Annotated in this window: 13 protein-coding genes; 6 read left to right on the top strand and 7 right to left on the bottom strand. The window is 63.1% G+C overall.

All coding sequences use genetic code 11. The annotated features are described in order from the left end of the window. The first annotated feature begins 4 nt into the window (after positions 1–4). The 5 genes from pepN (at position 5) to QBK88_RS12195 (ending at position 10153) form a co-directional block, all read left to right on the top strand. Complete coding sequence (pepN, locus tag QBK88_RS12215; RefSeq protein ID WP_277962237.1) at positions 5–2662, top strand: aminopeptidase N; 2658 nt, start codon at positions 5–7, stop codon at positions 2660–2662. Positions 2663–2993: 331 nt separating this feature from the next. Further along, a complete protein-coding gene (locus tag QBK88_RS12210; protein WP_277962236.1) occupies positions 2994–5003 on the top strand; it encodes a DUF1302 domain-containing protein in 2010 nt (669 codons plus the stop codon). A gap of 11 nt (positions 5004–5014) precedes the next feature. Next, positions 5015–6382: a DUF1329 domain-containing protein gene (locus QBK88_RS12205; RefSeq protein WP_277962235.1), complete on the top strand. Its 1368-nt coding sequence runs from the start codon at positions 5015–5017 to the stop codon at positions 6380–6382. 307 nt (positions 6383–6689) lie between these two features. Then, positions 6690–7757, top strand: a complete 1068-nt coding sequence (locus QBK88_RS12200) for a YCF48-related protein (protein WP_277962234.1) — start codon at positions 6690–6692, stop codon at positions 7755–7757. A 20-nt stretch (positions 7758–7777) separates the two neighbouring features. After that, complete coding sequence (locus tag QBK88_RS12195; protein WP_277962233.1) at positions 7778–10153, top strand: efflux RND transporter permease subunit; 2376 nt, start codon at positions 7778–7780, stop codon at positions 10151–10153. A 185-nt stretch (positions 10154–10338) separates the two neighbouring features. Here QBK88_RS12195 and QBK88_RS12190 read toward each other — a convergent pair whose 3' ends face one another. The 7 genes from QBK88_RS12190 to puuE form a co-directional block, all read right to left on the bottom strand. Next, positions 10339–11130 carry an outer membrane protein OmpK gene (locus QBK88_RS12190; RefSeq protein ID WP_268144405.1) on the bottom strand — a complete coding sequence of 264 codons (792 nt, stop codon included), beginning with the start codon at positions 11128–11130 and terminating at the stop codon, positions 10339–10341. 397 nt (positions 11131–11527) lie between these two features. Beyond that, complete coding sequence (locus QBK88_RS12185; RefSeq protein WP_268144403.1) at positions 11528–12883, bottom strand: nucleobase:cation symporter-2 family protein; 1356 nt, start codon at positions 12881–12883, stop codon at positions 11528–11530. 131 nt (positions 12884–13014) lie between these two features. Further along, the gene (locus QBK88_RS12180) at positions 13015–14319 is read right to left on the bottom strand and encodes a urate hydroxylase PuuD (protein ID WP_277962232.1); all 1305 of its coding nucleotides are present in this window, start codon (positions 14317–14319) and stop codon (positions 13015–13017) included. 47 nt (positions 14320–14366) lie between these two features. After that, positions 14367–14870, bottom strand: coding sequence for an ureidoglycolate lyase (locus QBK88_RS12175; RefSeq protein ID WP_277962231.1), 504 nt, complete (start codon positions 14868–14870; stop codon positions 14367–14369). 139 nt (positions 14871–15009) lie between these two features. Further along, positions 15010–16005 carry an allantoicase gene (alc, locus tag QBK88_RS12170; protein ID WP_277962230.1) on the bottom strand — a complete coding sequence of 332 codons (996 nt, stop codon included), beginning with the start codon at positions 16003–16005 and terminating at the stop codon, positions 15010–15012. Between the two features lie 40 nt (positions 16006–16045). Further along, positions 16046–16561: a 2-oxo-4-hydroxy-4-carboxy-5-ureidoimidazoline decarboxylase gene (uraD, locus tag QBK88_RS12165; RefSeq protein WP_277962229.1), complete on the bottom strand. Its 516-nt coding sequence runs from the start codon at positions 16559–16561 to the stop codon at positions 16046–16048. Beyond that, positions 16558–17487, bottom strand: a complete 930-nt coding sequence (puuE, locus tag QBK88_RS12160) for an allantoinase PuuE (protein ID WP_277962228.1) — start codon at positions 17485–17487, stop codon at positions 16558–16560. Before puuE ends, uraD begins: the two co-directional genes overlap by 4 nt. Positions 17488–17866: 379 nt before the next feature. On the opposite strand from puuE, the gene uraH reads away from it, so the two are divergent. Continuing rightward, entirely contained in the window at positions 17867–18220 is a 354-nt protein-coding gene (gene uraH, locus QBK88_RS12155) for a hydroxyisourate hydrolase (protein ID WP_176570148.1), read from the top strand. Positions 18221–18284 lie beyond the last annotated feature (64 nt).

Genomic DNA, 18284 nt, shown 5'->3' with positions numbered 1-18284 from the left:
CAGCATGCGCACCGAACAGCCAAAAATGATTTACCTCAAGGACTACCAGGCGCCTGAGTACCTGATCGACGAAACGCACCTGACCTTCGAGCTGCACGACGACCATACCCTGGTCCACGCCCAACTGGTCATGCGCCGCAACCCGGCCCGTGGCGCCGGTCTGCCACCGCTGGTGCTCGACGGCCAGCAGCTGGAACTGCTGTCGGTGAGCCTGGGCGACGTGGAACTGGGCGCCAGCGACTACCAGGTCGACGACAGCTACCTGACCCTGCACCCCACGGCCGAGGCCTTCACGGTCGACACCAGCGTGCGCATCCACCCCGAGACCAACACGGCGCTTGAAGGCCTGTACAAGTCCGGCACGATGTTCTGCACCCAGTGCGAGGCCGAGGGCTTTCGCAAGATCACCTATTATCTCGACCGCCCGGACGTGATGAGCAAGTTCACCACCACGGTCAGTGCCCAACAGCACAGCTACCCGGTGCTGCTGTCCAACGGCAACCCCATCGCCAGCGGCCCTGGCGAGGACGGCCGCCACTGGGCCACCTGGGAAGATCCGTTCATGAAGCCGGCTTACCTGTTCGCGCTGGTGGCCGGTGACCTGTGGTGCGTGGAAGACAAGTTCACCACGATGTCGGCCCGGGAAGTGACCCTGCGCATCTACGTCGAGCCGGAAAACATCGACAAATGCCAGCACGCCATGACCAGCCTGAAGAAGTCCATGCGCTGGGACGAAGAGGTGTATGGCCGCGAGTACGACCTGGACATCTTCATGATCGTCGCGGTCAACGACTTCAACATGGGCGCCATGGAGAACAAGGGCCTCAACATCTTCAACTCCAGCGCCGTACTGGCGCGTGCCGAAACCGCCACCGACGCCGCTCACCAGCGCGTGGAGGCCATCGTCGCCCACGAATATTTCCACAACTGGTCGGGCAACCGCGTCACCTGCCGCGACTGGTTCCAGCTGTCGCTCAAGGAAGGCTTCACGGTGTACCGCGACGCCGGTTTCTCCTCGGACATGAACTCGGCCACGGTCAAGCGCATCCAGGACGTGGCGTACCTGCGCACCCACCAGTTCGCCGAAGACGCCGGCCCCATGGCCCACGCCGTGCGCCCGGACAGCTTCATCGAAATCTCCAACTTCTACACCCTGACCGTGTACGAGAAGGGCGCCGAAGTGGTGGGTATGCTCCACACCCTGCTGGGCGCCGAGGGCTTCCGCAAGGGTAGTGACCTGTACTTCGAGCGCCATGACGGCCAGGCCGTGACCTGCGATGACTTCGTCAAGGCCATGGAAGATGCCAACGGTGTCGACCTGACGCAGTTCAAGCGCTGGTACAGCCAGGCCGGCACACCGCGGCTGCAAGTGACCGAGGCTTACGATGCCGCGGCGAAAACCTACAGCCTGCACTTCCACCAGACCTGCCCGGCCACCCCGGACAAGGTCGAGAAGTTGCCGTTCGTGATCCCCGTGGCCCTGGGCCTGCTCGACGCCCATGGCAACGACCTGCCGCTGCGCCTGGCCGGTGAAACCGAGGCCGTGGGCACCACCCGCGTCATCTCGGTCACCGAAGAAGACCAGACCTTCGTCTTCGAAGGCATTGACGCCAAACCGCTGCCCTCGCTGCTGCGCGGCTTCAGCGCGCCGGTGAAGCTGAGCTTCGACTACGACCGCGACCAGTTGATGGTGCTGATGCAGCACGACAGCGACGGCTTCAACCGTTGGGACGCCGGCCAGCGTCTGGCCGTGCAGTGCTTGCAGGACCTGACGCAGCAATACATGCAGAACAGCCCCATGGTGCTCGACCCGCGGCTGATCACGGCGCTGGGCACGGTATTGGCCGACCACAGCCTGGACCAGGCCATGGTCGCCGAAATGCTCTCGTTGCCGAGCGAAGCCTACCTGGCCGAACTCAGCGACCGCGCCGAAGTGGATGCCATCCACGCCGCCCGTGAATTTGCCCGCGCACAGATCGCCGAGCACCTGTACGGCGCCCTGTGGCAGCGCTACCAGGCCAACCGGGCGATTTCCCGCGACACTGCCTACATCCCCGAGGCCGAGCACTTCGCCCGTCGCGCCCTGCAGAACATTGCGCTGTCGTACCTGATGCTCACGGCCAAGCCCGAAGTGTTGGAAGCGACGCTTGAGCAGTACGAAGCCTGTGACAACATGACCGAGCGCCTCACCGCTCTCGCCGTGCTGGTGAACTCGCGGTTCGACGCCGAGAAGGAAAAGGCGTTGGCGGCGTTCGCCGAGCACTTCAAGGACAACCCGCTGGTCATGGACCAATGGTTCAGCGTCCAGGCCGGCAGCACGCTGCCAGGCGGCCTGGCGCGGGTCAAGGCGCTCATGCAGCACCCGGCCTTCACCCTGAAGAACCCCAACAAGGTGCGTGCCTTGATCGGCGCGTTCGCCCAGCAGAACCTGGTCAACTTCCACGCCGTGGATGGTTCGGGTTACCGCTTCCTGGCGGACCTGGTGATCGAGCTGAACGCCTTGAACCCGCAGATCGCCTCGCGCCAACTGTCGCCGCTGACCCGCTGGCGCAAGTACGACCCGCATCGCCAGGCGCTGATGCGCGGCGAGCTGGAGCGGATTCTGGCGTCGGGGGCGTTGTCGAGTGATGTGTATGAGGTGGTGAGCAAGAGTTTGGCTTGAGTTTTTGGTTGTTCACAAGATCGAGCGCCGCCCGCGCGGCGCTCGATCTTGAGAACGCCTAAAGCCCCAAGTCTTGCCTCCTGCATGCACTACACCTCTCAAGCCCCATATTCAATCACCCCATTCTGTAAGAATAATTACCCACCGCTGTAAGCCTATTCAGAAGAACACGCTTCCCCCCAAAAAAACCTTTCTATCCCCGCCAACCCTTGGCACTCTTGCTCCCTGATCCACATCTGCCAATCATACAAAACAGTCAAACTTGGGAAACTTCCTACGGATAAGGCTTGGCTGTTCGAACAATAATAATATTTTCAGGGAGAACATCGCGATGCCCATCAAAACCAGCCGCACGCCCCTGGGCGCTGCACCGGCGCGAGCCGGGTATACCTTGGCCGGGCTGCTGCCCTTCATGGCCTGTGTGCCCGCGGAGGCCGTGGAGTTCAGTTTTCTCGAAGATGAAGTGCACGGCTCTTTCGATACCACGGTTTCCTATGGCCAATTATGGCGTGTGCAAGGTCGCGACAAGAATAACGACGATATAAATGCCAATGACGGCAATCGCAACTTCGACCCTGGTCTGGTTTCTTCGGTATATAAGATTACAAGTGAGCTGGAAACTTCCTACAGGAACTACGGATTGTTCCTAAGGGCGAGCGGCTTTTACGATCGCCGTATCATGAATGAGCATACGGATTACAATCATAACAACGCTCCGGCGCAGCCCAGCCAGAGTTCCCCTGACAACCGCCACTTCACCCGTGCCACCCGCCGCAACGCTGGCAGTGACGTGCAGATCCTCGACGCCTATGTACGTGGCGACTGGGAGGTGGCGGGCAAACCGGTGGCCGGGCGCCTGGGCCGCCAGGTGTTCAACTGGGGGGAGGGGCTGTTCTACCGCGGTGGGGTGAACACCACCAACCCCATCGACGCAGCCCAGTTCCGCCTGCCCGGGGCGGAGCTCAAGGAAGTGCTGATGCCGGTGGAGGCGCTGAACTTCAGCGTCGGCCTCACGGACAACCTGTCCATGGAAAGCTTCTACCAGTTCAACTGGAAGGAAACCGCCATCGACCCGGTGGGCACCTATTTCGCCGAGACCGACCTGTTCGCCAAGGGCGGCCACAGCGCCTATGCCACGGTGCCGCAACTGCGCGCCGTGAGTGCCCTGCATCAGGGGCTGAGCGCCTTGGGCGTGGGTGGGTTGCAGGGCGGTCCGGGGCTGGATGGCAATGGCAACCTCAAGGTAGCCAGCATCGGGCCCGACATCAATGCCCGGGATGATGGCCAGTTCGGCGTAGCGTTCCGCTACAACGCCGAACAGTTGAACAACACCGAGTTCGGCTTCTACTTCGTCAATTACCACAGCAAGGAGCCCACCATCCACGCTGACCTGGGCGCCTACAAAGGCCTGAACATGGCGCAGATCAAGGGCGCCGCGGCCCCTGGCGTGCAGCAGCAGGTGGCGCAGGCCATGGGCGTCAGTGTCGCGCAGTTGCAGGCCGCCATGGCCGCTGACCCCTCCGGGCAGGTCGCCCGCACCTACCAGGCTACCCTGCAATCGGCCGCCGACGGCGTTGCCGCGCTGGACGTGGCCAACCAGGTAAGCGGGCGCCGGGAGTATGCCGAGGACATCCGCATGTTCGGCGTCAGCTTCAACACCCGGGTCGGCGAGGCGGCGCTATTCGGCGAGCTGGCCTACCGGCCGAACATGCCCATCGGCATCGGCACCACCGGCGACCTGCTCGACGACCTGCTGACCCAGGCCGGAAAGCTGGCGAACGGCGAGCTGGTGAACATCGGTGGCCAGTACGTGCGCCTGGGCGACGAGGTCAAGAGCAGCGAGCGGGTACAGATGTTCAACGCCTCCCTGGGCACGCTCTACAACTTCGGCCCGCGCCTGGGCTTCGACGGTGTCACGGCGGTGGCCGAGGTGGCCTCCGAGCACCTGCGTGGCAGCAGCCTGCAATACACCGCCTTCGATGGCTCCCGCCGCTACTACTCCAGCCGTGCCAACGCCGCTTATGCCGTGGGTTTCGGTGACGAAGCGCAGATCACCCGCGACGCCTACGGCGCCACGCTGATGCTGATGGGCACCTGGAACAACGTGCTGGGCGGCATGAACGTCACGCCGTTCGTCACCTACAAGGATGACTTCAAGGGCAACTCGCACCAGACCGGCAATTTCATCGAGGGCCGCAAGGCCTATTCGGTGGGCCTCAAGGCCAGCTACCAGAACCGCCTGGAAGGCGAATTGCAGTACACCGAGTTCTATGGCGCCGGCCAGAAAAATGCCACGCGCGACCGCGACAACCTCGGTTTCAACGTCAAATACTCGTTCTAAGGAAGCGTCCGATGCCACCTGTTTTCCGTTTGTCCGGTCTTTCCTTGCTGCTGGTGCTGTTCGCCACCCCCGTGCTGGCCGCCGACCCCGCTGGCGCTGCCAGGCTGGGCCAGGCACTGACGCCCCTGGGCGCCGAACAGGCAGGGAATGCCGCTGGCACCATCCCGGCCTGGACCGGCGGCCTGGTCACGCCACCGGCAGGGTATGGCGGCCCTGGCCGCCACCATGTCGACCCGTTCCCCACGGACACGCCGCTGTTCACCATCACCGCCGCCAACCTGGCCCAGTACCGCGACCACCTGAGCCCGGGGCAGATGGCGCTGTTCGCGGCCTACCCCGACACGTTCCGCATGCCGGTCTACGCCACCCGGCGCACGGGCGCCGCGCCGCAGTGGGTCTACGACAACACTCGTTACAATGCCGCCAACACCGGGTTGGTCGCGGATGGCAACGGCTTCAGCAACGCGCGTGGCGGCATTCCATTCCCGCTGCCCGCCAGTGGCGTTGAAGCGGTGTGGAACCATATTGCCCGCTACCGTGGCGTCTATGTGGAGCGGCGCGCCGCGGAGGTGGCCGTGCAACGCAATGGCAGCTACCTGCCGATCATTTCCCAGCAGCGCGGCCTGTTTCGCTTCCACGACCAGCAGGCCACCGATGCCCAGCAGGACAACATCCTGTTCTACTACATGAACCAGATCCGCAGCCCGGCCCGGCTGGCCGGTGGGGTGGTGCTGGTGCACGAGACCATCGACCAGGTGCGTGAACCGCGCCAGGCGTGGGCCTACAACGCCGGCCAACGGCGCGTGCGGCGTGCGCCGAGCCTGGCGTATGACACACCCATCACCGCCGCCGACGGCCTGCGCACCGCCGATGACACCGACATGTTCAACGGCGCACCGGACCGCTATGACTGGAAGCTGGTCGGCAAGCAGGAGGTCTATATCCCCTACAACAACTACCGCCTGGGCCAGCAGTCGGTCAAATACGCCGACCTGCTCAAGCCCGGGCACCTGAACCCTGACCTGGCGCGCTATGAACTGCATCGGGTCTGGGTAGTGGAGGGCACCTTGAAGCCTGGCGCACGGCACCTGTACGCCAAGCGCAGGTTGTACCTGGACGAAGACAGCTGGCAGGCGGCGGTGGTCGACCAGTACGACGGCCGGGGCGAGCTATGGCGGGTGTCGATGGCGTACCTGAAGAACTTCTACGAACTGCCCACCACCTGGTCGGCGCTGGACGTGTTCCACGACCTGCAGGCCCGGCGATATCACGTGCAGAACCTGGACAGCGAAGAGGCCAGCACAGTCGACTTCAGCCAGCCGGTGCCAGGGGTGGCTGAGTTCAGCCCGGCAGCGTTGCGGCGCACAGGCACCCGCTAGCCATCAGGGCCGATGATGCTCCGACATTCAGCCTTGCCACGGCTTTTACGCGATGGCATGGCTCGCCGCGCTCGCGATGTTCTTCGCCGAGGCTCTGGCCTGCAGGTGCGCGGCGTTCTGCTAGGGTTTCGAGAGCAGCAGGTGGCGGGGGCGGGGTAACAATTCATTACGCCATGCGCGTTGTCAGCCCGATTCAAGGCTGGCTAGGATAGGACAGCTTTCGCGGCCCTCTGGCCTGCAGGTTTCAGCCACTGCAGGGCGGGGCGCCAACCCAGGCGCGTCCAATAACAATAATGGGGAGTGCTCTATGAGCGAGCCGGTCAGGGGTGGCGGCACGTGCGCCACAGGGAAAAGAGCGTGGCCGGGGTGTTGGGCGCTGGCTCTGGGGCTGGCCATGGCGGGCCTTGGGTCTGCTGCCCTGGCCAGCGAGCCCGCTGCCGATGACGGCGCCTGGTCGGTGGTGTCGGCCAAGTCGGTGCGCAGCCTGGTGCTGGATGTGGTGGCGGCCGGCCCGCGGCTGGTCGCGGTGGGTGACCGTGGGCATATCCTCTACTCCGACGACCAGGGCCAGCACTGGACCCAGGCCAAGGTCCCCAGCCGGCAACTGCTGACCGCCGTGGTCTTTGTCGACGCCCAGCATGGCTGGGCCGTGGGCCACGACGCGCAGATCCTCGCCACAACCGATGGTGGCGTCACCTGGAGCAAGCAGTTCGAGGACCTCAAGCGTCAGGCGCCGCTGCTGGACCTGTGGTTCAAGGATGCCAGCACGGGTTTCGCCGTGGGCGCCTATGGCGCCTTCCTGGCGACCACCGATGGCGGGCAGCACTGGGAAGACGTCAGCGAGCGCATCGACAACCCCGATCAGTTTCACTTCAACGCCATCGGCGCGGTGAAGGACAGCGGCTTGTTCATTGTCGGCGAGCAGGGCAGCCTGTTCCGCTCCCGGGACTGGGGCCACAGCTGGGAAAAGGTCCAGGGACCTTATGAAGGCTCGTTGTTTGGCCTGCTGCCCACCGGCGAGCCGCAGACCCTGCTGGTGTACGGCTTGCGCGGCAACCTGTACCGCTCCACCGATTTCGGCGACACCTGGGCCAACATCCCCTTGCAGGGCCCCCGTGGCCCGCTGGAGTTCGCGCTGTCCGGGGCCACCCGCCTGGCCGATGGCACGCTGGTGCTGGTGGGCAACAGCGGCACGGTGCTGCGCAGCAGCGATGACGGCAAGACCTTCAGCCTGTTCAACCGCCCAGACCGTCTGTCGCTCTCGGCGGTCACCGCCGGTGCCAACGGCACCCTCGTACTGGCCGGCCAAGGCGGTGTGCGTGTTGCAGCCGCCACCGGCGCCGACCTGAGTCAACAACAGGTGAGCCAACCATGACCGTCCGGGAGCAGATTGCCATGAGCCGCCATCATCAGGACAAGGCCACCTTCCTTGAACGCCTGATCTTCAACCACCGCCCCGCGGTGATCATCCTCTGCCTGCTGGTCAGCGTTTTCCTGTTCTGGCAGGCCACGCTGATTCGCCCCTCCACCAGCTTCGAGAAAATGATTCCGCTCAAGCACCCGTTCATCGAGCGCATGCTGGAGCACCGCAACGACCTGGCCAACCTGGGCAACACCGTGCGCATCTCGGTAGAGGCGGTGAACGGTGACATCTTCAACAAGGACTACATGGAGACCTTGCGCCAGATTCACGACGAGGCCTTCTACATTCCCGGTGTCGACCGCTCGGGCATGAAATCGTTGTGGAGCCCCAGCGTGCGCTGGACTGAAGTGACCGAGGAGGGCTTTGCCGGTGGCGAGGTGATTCCCCAGAGCTACGATGGTTCGCCCGACAGCCTGGAACTGCTGCGCAGCAACATCCTCAAGTCCGGCCAGGTAGGGCGGCTGGTGGCCAACGACTTCAAGTCGAGCATCGTCGATATTCCGCTGCTGGAGGCCTACCCCGACCCCAATGACCAGGGCACCCTGGTCAAGCTCGACTACCAGCAGTTTTCCCACAGCCTGGAAGAGAAGATCCGCGACAAATTCCAGGCCCAGAACCCTAACGTGAAGGTACACATCGTCGGCTTCGCCAAGAAGGTCGGCGACCTGATCGACGGGTTGCTGATGGTGGTGATGTTCTTCGGCGTGGCCTTCGTCATTACCCTGGTATTGCTCTATTTCTTCACCTGGTGCATCCGCAGCACCATTGCCGTGCTGGTCACCACCCTGGTGGCGGTCACCTGGCAACTGGGCTTGATGCACGCCTTCGGCTTTGGCCTGGACCCGTACTCGATGCTGGTGCCGTTCCTGATCTTCGCCATCGGCATTTCCCACGGCGTGCAGAAGATCAATGGCATTGCCCTGCAGTCCAGCGACGCCGACAACGCCCTGACGGCGGCGCGGCGTACCTTTCGGCAACTGTTCCTGCCGGGCATGATCGCGATTCTGGCCGACGCCGTGGGCTTCATTACCCTGCTGATCATCGACATCGGCGTGATCCGCGAGCTCGCCCTGGGGGCGTCGATCGGGGTGGCGGTGATCGTCTTCACCAACCTGATTCTATTGCCGGTGGCCATTTCCTACGTAGGCATCAGCAAGCGCGCCATCGAGCGCAGCAAAAAGGACTCCGTGCGGGAACACCCGTTCTGGCGGGCGCTGTCAAACTTCGCCAGCGCGAAAGTGGCGCCTGTCTCGGTGGGCCTAGCCATCGTGGCGATGGCCGGTGGCCTGTGGTACGGCCACAACCTGAAGATCGGCGACCTCGACCAGGGTGCACCGGAGCTGCGCCCGGACTCGCGCTACAACCGCGACAACCAGTTCATCATCGACCACTACGCCACCAGTTCCGACGTGCTGGTGGTCATGGTCAAGACCGCCGCCGAAGGTTGCTCGCACTACGAGACCATGCAGCCGATGGACGAGCTGATGTGGCAACTGGACAACACCGCCGGGGTGCAGTCGACGATATCGCTGGTGACCGTGTCCAAGCAGGTGATCAAGGGCATGAACGAGGGCAACCTGAAATGGGAAAGCCTGTCGCGCAACCCCGAGGTGCTCAACAGCTCGGTGGCCCGTGCCGACGGCCTGTACAACGGCGACTGTTCGCTGGCGCCGCTCTTGGTGTTCCTCAACGACCACAAGGCCGAGACCCTCGACCGCGCCGTGGCAGTGGTCAAGCAGTTCGCCGCCAGCCATGACCGGGACGGCCTGCAGTTCCAGCTGGCGGCGGGCAATGCCGGTATCGAGGCGGCCACCAACGAAGTCATCAAACAGGCCGAGCTCACCATCCTGGTGCTGGTGTACCTCTGCGTGGCGGTGATGTGCCTGATCACCTTCCGGTCCTTCGCCGCCACCCTGTGCATCGTCTTGCCGCTGGTGCTCACCTCGGTGCTGGGCAACGCGCTGATGGCCTTCATGGGCATCGGCGTAAAGGTCGCCACCTTGCCGGTGGTGGCCCTGGGCGTGGGCATAGGCGTGGACTACGGCATCTACATCTACAGCCGCCTGGAAAGCTTCCTGCGCGCCGGGCTGCCGTTGCAGGAAGCCTATTACCAGACGCTCAAATCCACCGGCAAGGCGGTACTGTTCACCGGGTTATGCCTGGCCATTGGCGTGTGCACCTGGATCTTCTCGGCCATCAAGTTCCAGGCCGACATGGGCTTGATGCTCACGTTCATGTTGCTATGGAACATGTTCGGCGCGCTGTGGCTGCTGCCGGCGCTGGCACGGTTCCTGATCAAGCCGGAGAAAATGGCGGGCAAGCAGGGCGGCTCGTTGTTTGCCCATTGACCGGCAGCGCGTGGCGTCGCACCCCAGTGGGACCGGGCAGGTGGTAAGGGGCTCGTTCGCGACGCGGGTCGATGAAGGAATGCCGCGGCGGGGAAGAGCGGCAGAGGGGCAGCTTTAAGCGTCAAGCTGCAAGCAAAGGCAATCCGCGTACCGCCGTTGCCTTGGCCTGCAGCTTGCAATTGAGCTTAGAAGAACACTTTCAGCAACAGGCTGGCAGTATTCTGGTTGGTCTCGAAGCTATGGGTGCTCTGGATACCATACTTGTCTTTCCAGTAGTCGTACTCAAAGCCCACGTAGACCTTCTGCGGCGTCCAGCTCAAGGCCTTGCCCAGGTCATACTTGACCTGCGGGTTGAAGTGCAGGTTCTTGTGGTAGTCGCCGTTCTTGTTCGAGTCGCTGCCGATGACCCAGTCCATGTAGCCGTCGATGAGGATGTCGGACTTGCCGACCGGAATGGTGTAGGACCACACCGGCGTGATCTGCCAGACGTTGTTGCCCGCACGGTCGCCGTCGACGATACGGTCGTAGAAGTTCAGCTGGAAGTAGTCGAAGCCTGGGATGTTCAGGTCAAAGCCCGGGCCGATCAGGTAGGACTCCACGTCACCCTCGCCGAACTCGTAGGTCATGGCCAGGAGCACGTCCTTGACCGGGCCGTAACCGATCTGCTGGCCGAAGATCTTGCTGGCAGAGAGGCGCGGGCTGAACTCGCCGTACAGGGTGTTGCGGCCTACGCCGGAATCCTTTTTGCCGTTGTAGAAGATGTTATCCACGAACAGGAAGTTATCGCCGTACTTCCAGCTGTCGGCGTGTTCAAACGTGACGGTCTGCTGATTTTCCGGGTTGACCTTGAAGTTCTGGCCATACAGGTAGGTCAGGCTGTTGCTTTGCCATTGCAGCCAGCCATTATCGTCGGCTGCAGCGTAGCCACCCGCCAGCAGGCCACCGGCCGCCATCAGGCTCGAAAGAACACGTTTCATTGTTTTGCTCCCAGGTTTTATTTCAGTCTGTGTTGCTAGGTGGCGCTCTGTGGTGGCGCCTTTTGGTTCACTTGAAAAGTCGTCCAACTGGTCAACTTCCCCCGCGGCGCATCTGTGATAGCAAGAGCCTTGCCAAGGTCATCGAAAGGCCAAAGAAATCCCGTCGGCTGTTGTTGATAAACAGTCGAATAGTGTTCGATTGGCTGCAAACGAAGACGCGGCGGGGCGGGCGCCCGGTCCTGTACAAGAGGTCAGCTTTATCGGGGAAAATATCCCCCCGGTTTTACGCGGGCGCGCAGATTACTGACTCGCGCGGCGCGGCTCAAGTGCTCTGTTACAGAGCAGGCGCAGCAAAAGTGGGGCACTTGGTCAGCTTTTCTACCCGGTGCCCCTGCTTTCAGTGCTGATGCGCCTCTCTGGCCAGGGCCTCGCGCTCGGCACCGCCGAGTACGTTGAACAGCAGGTTGAGCAGCACCGCGCTCAACGTGGCCATGGCAATACCGCTGTGGGTGATGGGGCCCATCCACAAGGGCAACTGGGAAAAGAACTCCGGGCGCACCACCGGGATCAGGCCCATGCCGATGCTCACCGCCACCAGCAACTGGTTGCGGCGGTCACCGATATCGGCTTCCTGGAGGATCTTGATCCCGGTGGCCGCGACCATGCCGAACATGGCGATGGCGGCGCCGCCCAATACCGCCGGAGGAATCGAAGCCACCAGGTACGCAGCCTTGGGCACCAGGCTCAGGGCGATCAGAAAGCTGCCGGCGACGATGGTCACCGAGCGGCAACGCACGCCGGTCATCTGCACCAGGCCGATGTTCTGGGCGAACGAGGAGTGGGTGAAGGTATTGAAGAAACCGGCCACGAACGAGGCGGCAGCGTCGCACAGCAGGCCGCGGCGAAGCATGCCGGGGGTGACTTCGCGGTCGGTGATCTTGCCCAGGGCCAGGAACATGCCCGTGGACTCGACGAAGATGATCACCACCACCAGGCACATGGACAGCACCGGTGCCAGGCTGAAGGTGGGCAGGCCGAAGTGCAGGGGCGTGACCACCTGCAACCACGGCGCGGCAGCCAGCCCGGAAAGGTCGACCATGCCGATCAGGCCCGACAGCACATAGCCCAGCACCATGCCGATGAGCACCGAAATGTTGACCCAGAAACCGCTCATGAAACGGTGGATCAGCAGAATCGTCGCCAGCACCAGGCCGGCCACGATGAGGTAGACAGGCGAGCCGAAAGGCAGCGCCTTGGCACCACCACCGGCCCAGTTGACCGCCACGGGGAACAGCGACAGGCCGATGGACGTGATCACGGTGCCAGTGACCAGCGGGGGAAAGAACCGCACGATCTTGGACATGAACGGCGCGATGATCATGCCGAAGAACCCCGCGGCGATGGTGGCGCCGAAGATGCCCGGCAGCCCCACGCCCTGCATGCCAGCCATGGCCACCATGCTGGCGACCGCGGCGAAGCTGGCGCCCATCATCACCGGCATGCGAATGCCCAGGGCGCCTATGCCCATGGACTGCACCACGGTGGCCACACCGGCCACCAGCAGGTCGGCGTTGATGAGAAAGGCGATTTCTTCACGGGAGAGGCCAGCTGCCTGCCCAACGATCAGTGGCACCGCGATGGCGCCCCCGTACATCAGCAACACATGCTGCAAACCCACCAGAATCAGTTGCATCAACGGCAGGGGCTGTCTGGGTGGCGCAGGGGGGATGCGCGCGTGGCTTGACTCGGACATGCAACACCTCGGATTTTGTTGTTATTGAGGAGAAGCAGCTGCAAGCGGCAAGCTATCAGCTTCAGGCAGGCGTTCGCCGGTGCCGTTGCTTCAACTTGCAGCTTGCCGCTCAACGCTTGCAACGGTTTGCTTCAGTTCACCTGCGCACCCTTGGCGATCCACTGCCCCACCAGGTTGCGCTCTTCCTGGGTCATTTGCGTGATATTGCCCAGCGGCATGATCTGGCTGGCCACGGCCTGCGCCTGGATGCGCGGGGCCAGCTGCTGGATCTGCTGCGGGGTGTCGAACATGATCCCGGCCGGGGCGCTGGAGAACAGCGGGCTGGTTGGCTTGGCCGAATGGCACACCGCGCAGCGCTCCTGGATCACCCCATGCACCTGGTCGAAGTTCACCCCGCTGCTGGCCTGCGCTGGCTGTTCGGCCGGCGCGGGTTCAGGGGTGGGGGCGGGCATTTCATCGGCGCGCTTGCCGCCAATGGCGGTGCCGGGCAGCGGCTGGTACTCGATCTTCGGTGCCTGGGCCACATCGCTGGTGTTGGCCATTTGCAGGGGGCCGGTGACGAAGGCCAGGCAGATCATCCCCAGGGCGCCAGCGGGCAGGGCCCAGGCGAACTTGTGGCTGTTGTGGCGGGTGTTGAAGTAGTGACGCACCACCACCGCGACCACCGCGATGCCCGCCAGGATCAGCCAGTTGTAGTGGCTGCCGTAGGTGCTGGGGAAGTGGTTGCTGATCATGATGAACAGCACGGGCAGGGTGAAGTAGTTGTTGTGCCGCGAACGCAGCAGGCCCTTGGCTGGCAGGGTCGGGTCCGGCGTGCGGTTTTCGGCGATGGCCGCCACCAGTGCGCGCTGGGCGGGCATGATGATGCGGAACACGTTACCCACCATGATGGTGCCGATGATGGCGCCGGTGTGCAGGTATGCGCCGCGGCCGCTGAACACCTGGCTGAAGCCATAGCACGCGGCGATGATCAGCACGAACAGCACCAGGCCCAGCAGGCCGGGGCGCTTGCCCAGGGGCGAGTCGCACAGCACGTCATAGATGAACCAGCTGGCGATCAGCGCGCCCACGCCGATGGCGATGCCTTCCGGCCCGCTGAGGGTGCTGCCGGGGGCCAGCAGGTAAAGGGTGGGGTTGGAGTAGAACACCACGCACAGCAGCACGATGCCCGACATCCAGGTCCAGTAGGCTTCCCATTTGAACCAGTGCAGGTTGTCCGGCATGGTCGGTGGGGCCAGCTTGTATTTTTCCAGGTGGTAGATGCCGCCACCGTGAATGGCCCACAGGTCGCCACTCAGGCCTTCGCGGGGGTTGCTGCGGTTGAGGTTGTTCTCCAGCCAGACGAAATAGAAGGACGCGCCGATCCAGGCGATCCCGACGATCATGTGAATCCAGCGCACGCCCAGATTCAGCCATTCCATCAGATGTGCTTGCACAGTCGTTACCTCATGCGGGCCACGGCGTTGCCATGGCTCGCCTTCTCTTATTGGTGGGGGGCGAGGACCAGCAGCTCGTCCTCATTGAAGAAATGCTCGTCGCAGTTGTTGCCGGAACCACTGCGATCAACCACCAGGAAGTCATCCCGCTTTTCGATCGTCAGCACCGGGTGGTGCCATACGCCGCGATGGTAATTGATGCCCTGCCTGCCATTGGTGATGAAGGCGCGGACCAAGCCTGATACAGGTGCATCGCCAAGTGGCGCGACCACGATCAGAAAGGGGTTGCCCAGCAGCGGCACGAAGGCCTGGCTGCCAAGCGGATGGCGCTCCAGCATGCGCACGGTCAACGGCATGTCCAGCACGTCGGCGCGGAAGATGCTGATGATCGCCTTGTCGTCGGGCGTGGCGGTCTCGACCGTGGCCAGACGGTGAAAACGCATGGTCGAGCCATTGTTGATCATGAAGTGGTCGCTGCCGTCGGTTTCGATCACGTCACCGAAGGGGGCGAAGGCTTCTTTGGTCAGGGGCTCGATCACTAGTGTGCGCATTGTTCTGTCTCTGTTCGATGTGCTTGATCACTGCGGGGCCGGGCGTGGTTCGGGAAGCGGGCGGCGCGGTAGGGCTGAAGCGCCGCAGTGTCCTTTTCCCGAGCTTCGCCCGGTCCCACAGGGTTTTGCGACCTGCCCGTTATTTGGCGACCTTGCCGAGCACGCGCAAGCGGCTCACGCCACCGTCCGGGAACACGTTCAGGCGGATGTGGGTGATGGGCCCCAGGTCCTTGATCTGCTCCTGGAAGCTGTGCTCCTGGTGCATCTGCAGTTTCTGGCTGGGCAGCAGCTCACGCCAGAACAGGCTCTGGGTTTCGATCTGGCTGTCGGTGCCGCCTTTGACGAACGCGCCCTGAATGGAGCAGCTGTCCGGGTAGTTGCCCTTGAAGTGCAGGGTATCGACGATCACTTGCTCCACGGTGCCGGCGTGGCCCAGGGCGACGATCACCCAGTCATTGCCCGGCGTGCGGCGGCGCGCGGTTTCCCAGCCGTCACCCATGTTGATGCCACGGCCCGGGTTGAGGATGTTGCTCATGCGCCCGAAGTGTTCGTCCGAACAGGCCAGGGCACGGCCGCCATTGAGGGCGCTGGCCAGGTCCACCTGTTCGTTGTCACCGGTGGCCGACCAGTCGCGGAACGGCACGCCGTACACACGCAGGCGGGCTACGCCGCCGTCCGGGTAGATGTTGAAGCGCAGGTGGGTGTACGCCTGGGCATCGTTGATTTCGTGGTAGTGGTGGCTGTTGCCCTGCAGCTCGACCGCCGGCAGCACTTCAGTCCACTGGGTGGCATCGGTCGGGTCACCCTCCGCCACGAAACAGCCTTCCAGCGAAGCCGAGGGCGGGAAGTTGCCGGTAAAGAACGAGGTGTCGATGTCCACGCCCTTGATCGAGCCTGGCACGCCCAGGCGGATCACCGCGCTGTCGTAGCCTTCGAAGCGCTTGCGGCGCGATTCCCAGCCGTCCATCCACTTGCCGTTGTCGTCGAACACACCCTCTTTCCACACCGCAGGGGTGGGCTGGAACAGGCGGTTGACGTCGGCGAACCAGTCGTCGGTGACCGAGATGGCCTGGGTTCCCAGGCGCGCGTCGGCCAGGTTGACGAACTTCTCGAAGGGTACGGCGTATGCTTTCATTTTTTCTTGTCTGCCTTGAATGAGGGGCTGGGGAGGGCGGTTACAGGGTCAGTAATCGGAACAGGGCAATCTTGTTGATCTGCGCCAGGGCTTCCTTGAACTCGGCCTCGACCGAGTTGTGGATGCGCACTTCGAACGCGGCGAGGATCTGATGCCGGTTGCTGCCTTTGACTGCCATGATGAAGGGGAACCTGAACTTGGCCTTGTAGGCGTCGTTCAGCTCCGTGAAGCGCTGGAACTCTTCGGTGGTGCATTGGTGAATACCGGCGCCGGCCTGCTCGTGGGTGCTGGCTTCGGTCAGTTCGCCCTGGACGGCGGCTTTGCCGGCCAGGTCGGGGTGCGCGTTGATCAACGCCAGCTGGCTGGCGTGGTCGGCGCTCAACAGGATGTCGCTCATGCGCTGGTGCAGGGTTTCGATCTGGTCGAGCTCGGGGCCATGGCCCAGGTCGAAGGCCTTGCGGGCCACCCACGGCGAGTGCTCGTAGATGTCGGCGAAGGCGGCGACAAAGGCGTCGCGGTCCAGGGTGGAGGGCTTGAGGGTCTGGAAAGCGGTCATTGCGCGGCCCCCGCCTGGTACGGGTGGGTCTCGTACCAGTGCCGGGCGATGTCGACGCGGCGGGCGAACCACACCTGGTCGTGGCCCTGCACGTAGTCGATGAAGCGCTTGAGCGAGGCCAGCCGCGCCGGGCGGCCGATCAGCCGGCAGTGCAGGCCGATGGAAAGCATCTTCGGTGCTTCGGCACCCTCGGCATACAGCACGTCGAAGGCGTCCTTGAGGTATTCGAAGAAGTCATCGCCCTTGTTGAAACCTTGCACCTGGGTAAAGCGCATGTCGTTGGTGTCCAGGGTGTAGGGGATCACCAGGTGCGGCTTGCCGGTGGGGTTGTTGCCTTCCCAGTAGGGCAGGTCATCGTCATAGGTGTCGGAGTCGTAGAGGAAGCCGCCTTCCTCCATCACCAGCCGGCGGGTGTTCGGGCCGGTGCGGCCGGTGTACCAGCCCAGCGGGCGCTCGCCGCTGATTTCGGTGAGGATGCGGATGGCTTCGAGCATGTGCTCGCGCTCCTGGGCCTCGTCCATGTACTGGTAGTCGATCCAGCGATAGCCGTGGCTGCAGATCTCGTGGCCGGCGGCGACCATGGCACGGATCACGTCCGGGTGGCGCTGGGCGGCCATGGCCACGGCGAAGATGGTCAATGGAATGCCGGCATCCTTGAACACCTTGAGCACCCGCCAAACGCCGGCACGGCTGCCGTATTCGTATAGCGACTCCATGCTCATGTTGCGTTCGCCCTGCAACGGCTGGGCGGCGACCATTTCGGACAGGAAGGCTTCGGACTCTTTGTCACCGTGCAGGATATTGCGCTCGCCGCCTTCCTCGTAATTGAGCACGAACGACAGGGCGATGCGCGCATTGCCCGGCCAGCGGGGGTGGGGCGGGTTGGGGCCGTAACCGATCAGGTCGCGTGGGTAGTCAGCGCTCACTGCATTCTTCCTTCTTCGCGTCATGGGTTGGCGGGAGGCCCCGATGAGGTTGGCCGCCCGGCGATGACTTGATTGTATACAACTTTATCGACGACTTGTAAGCCTGTTTTTTGCCAATCATCGCATCAAGCGGTGGATTCTTCTCCTGCAAAATACTTGCCTACTTGGTCAGGTATCTTCAGCGAGAGCGCTGCACGGCTTGTGTTTGGCAGCATAGTCCCTGTTCTCGGCAGGGAGCGCGAGCAGTGAAAAAAAGCGCTATTTATTGTGTACAATATCCTTTAAAAGTGTCTTAATAATCTCATCTTCGGCTTCCGTTACGCCCCATGATGGGGCGCCAACAACCGGGTAAATGAACGAAAATGAGGCGCGAGACCCAATGGGACGTTTGACTACGCATGTGCTGGATGCCGCCCACGGCTGCCCCGGCAGCTCCATCGCGGTGCAGCTCTACCGCGTCGAAGGCCAGCAATTGACCCTGGTGGCCACGGCGTTGACCAACAGTGATGGTCGTTGTGACGCACCGTTGTTGCAGGGTGATGACTACCGCACCGGCGTCTACCAGCTGCAATTTGCCGCTGGCGACTACTACCGCGCCAAATCGGTGCAAATGCCGGACCAGCCTTTCCTGGATGTGGTGGTGCTGCGTTTTGGTATCAGCGCCGAACAGGACCATTACCACGTGCCGTTGCTGCTCTCGCCTTACAGCTATTCCACCTACCGCGGCAGTTGATCCGCCGCGTTGCTTCGTTGGTACCTCTTGCCCGCCCACACTGCGGGCTTTTTTACGTGTCGGG

This window comes from Pseudomonas sp. RIT-To-2 (assembly GCF_029623465.1).
Classification (GTDB): domain Bacteria; phylum Pseudomonadota; class Gammaproteobacteria; order Pseudomonadales; family Pseudomonadaceae; genus Aquipseudomonas; species Aquipseudomonas silvicola.
The sequence above is the reverse complement of the archived record's forward strand: the minus strand, read 5'-3'. Positions and strand labels throughout refer to the sequence as shown.

What these genes read in the sequence shown, in the direction of transcription:
- QBK88_RS12210 (WP_277962236.1), top strand. Translation starts at nt 2,994, where the DNA reads ATGCCCATCAAAACCAGCCGCACGCCCCTGGGCGCTGCACCGGCGCGA.
- QBK88_RS12200 (WP_277962234.1), top strand. Translation starts at nt 6,690, where the DNA reads ATGAGCGAGCCGGTCAGGGGTGGCGGCACGTGCGCCACAGGGAAAAGA.
- QBK88_RS12190 (WP_268144405.1), bottom strand. Translation starts at nt 11,130, where the DNA reads ATGAAACGTGTTCTTTCGAGCCTGATGGCGGCCGGTGGCCTGCTGGCG.
- QBK88_RS12185 (WP_268144403.1), bottom strand. Translation starts at nt 12,883, where the DNA reads ATGTCCGAGTCAAGCCACGCGCGCATCCCCCCTGCGCCACCCAGACAG.
- uraD (WP_277962229.1), bottom strand. Translation starts at nt 16,561, where the DNA reads ATGACCGCTTTCCAGACCCTCAAGCCCTCCACCCTGGACCGCGACGCC.
- QBK88_RS12205 (WP_277962235.1), top strand. Translation starts at nt 5,015, where the DNA reads ATGCCACCTGTTTTCCGTTTGTCCGGTCTTTCCTTGCTGCTGGTGCTG.
- uraH (WP_176570148.1), top strand. Translation starts at nt 17,867, where the DNA reads ATGGGACGTTTGACTACGCATGTGCTGGATGCCGCCCACGGCTGCCCC.
- alc (WP_277962230.1), bottom strand. Translation starts at nt 16,005, where the DNA reads ATGAAAGCATACGCCGTACCCTTCGAGAAGTTCGTCAACCTGGCCGAC.
- QBK88_RS12175 (WP_277962231.1), bottom strand. Translation starts at nt 14,870, where the DNA reads ATGCGCACACTAGTGATCGAGCCCCTGACCAAAGAAGCCTTCGCCCCC.
- pepN (WP_277962237.1), top strand. Translation starts at nt 5, where the DNA reads ATGCGCACCGAACAGCCAAAAATGATTTACCTCAAGGACTACCAGGCG.
- QBK88_RS12195 (WP_277962233.1), top strand. Translation starts at nt 7,778, where the DNA reads ATGAGCCGCCATCATCAGGACAAGGCCACCTTCCTTGAACGCCTGATC.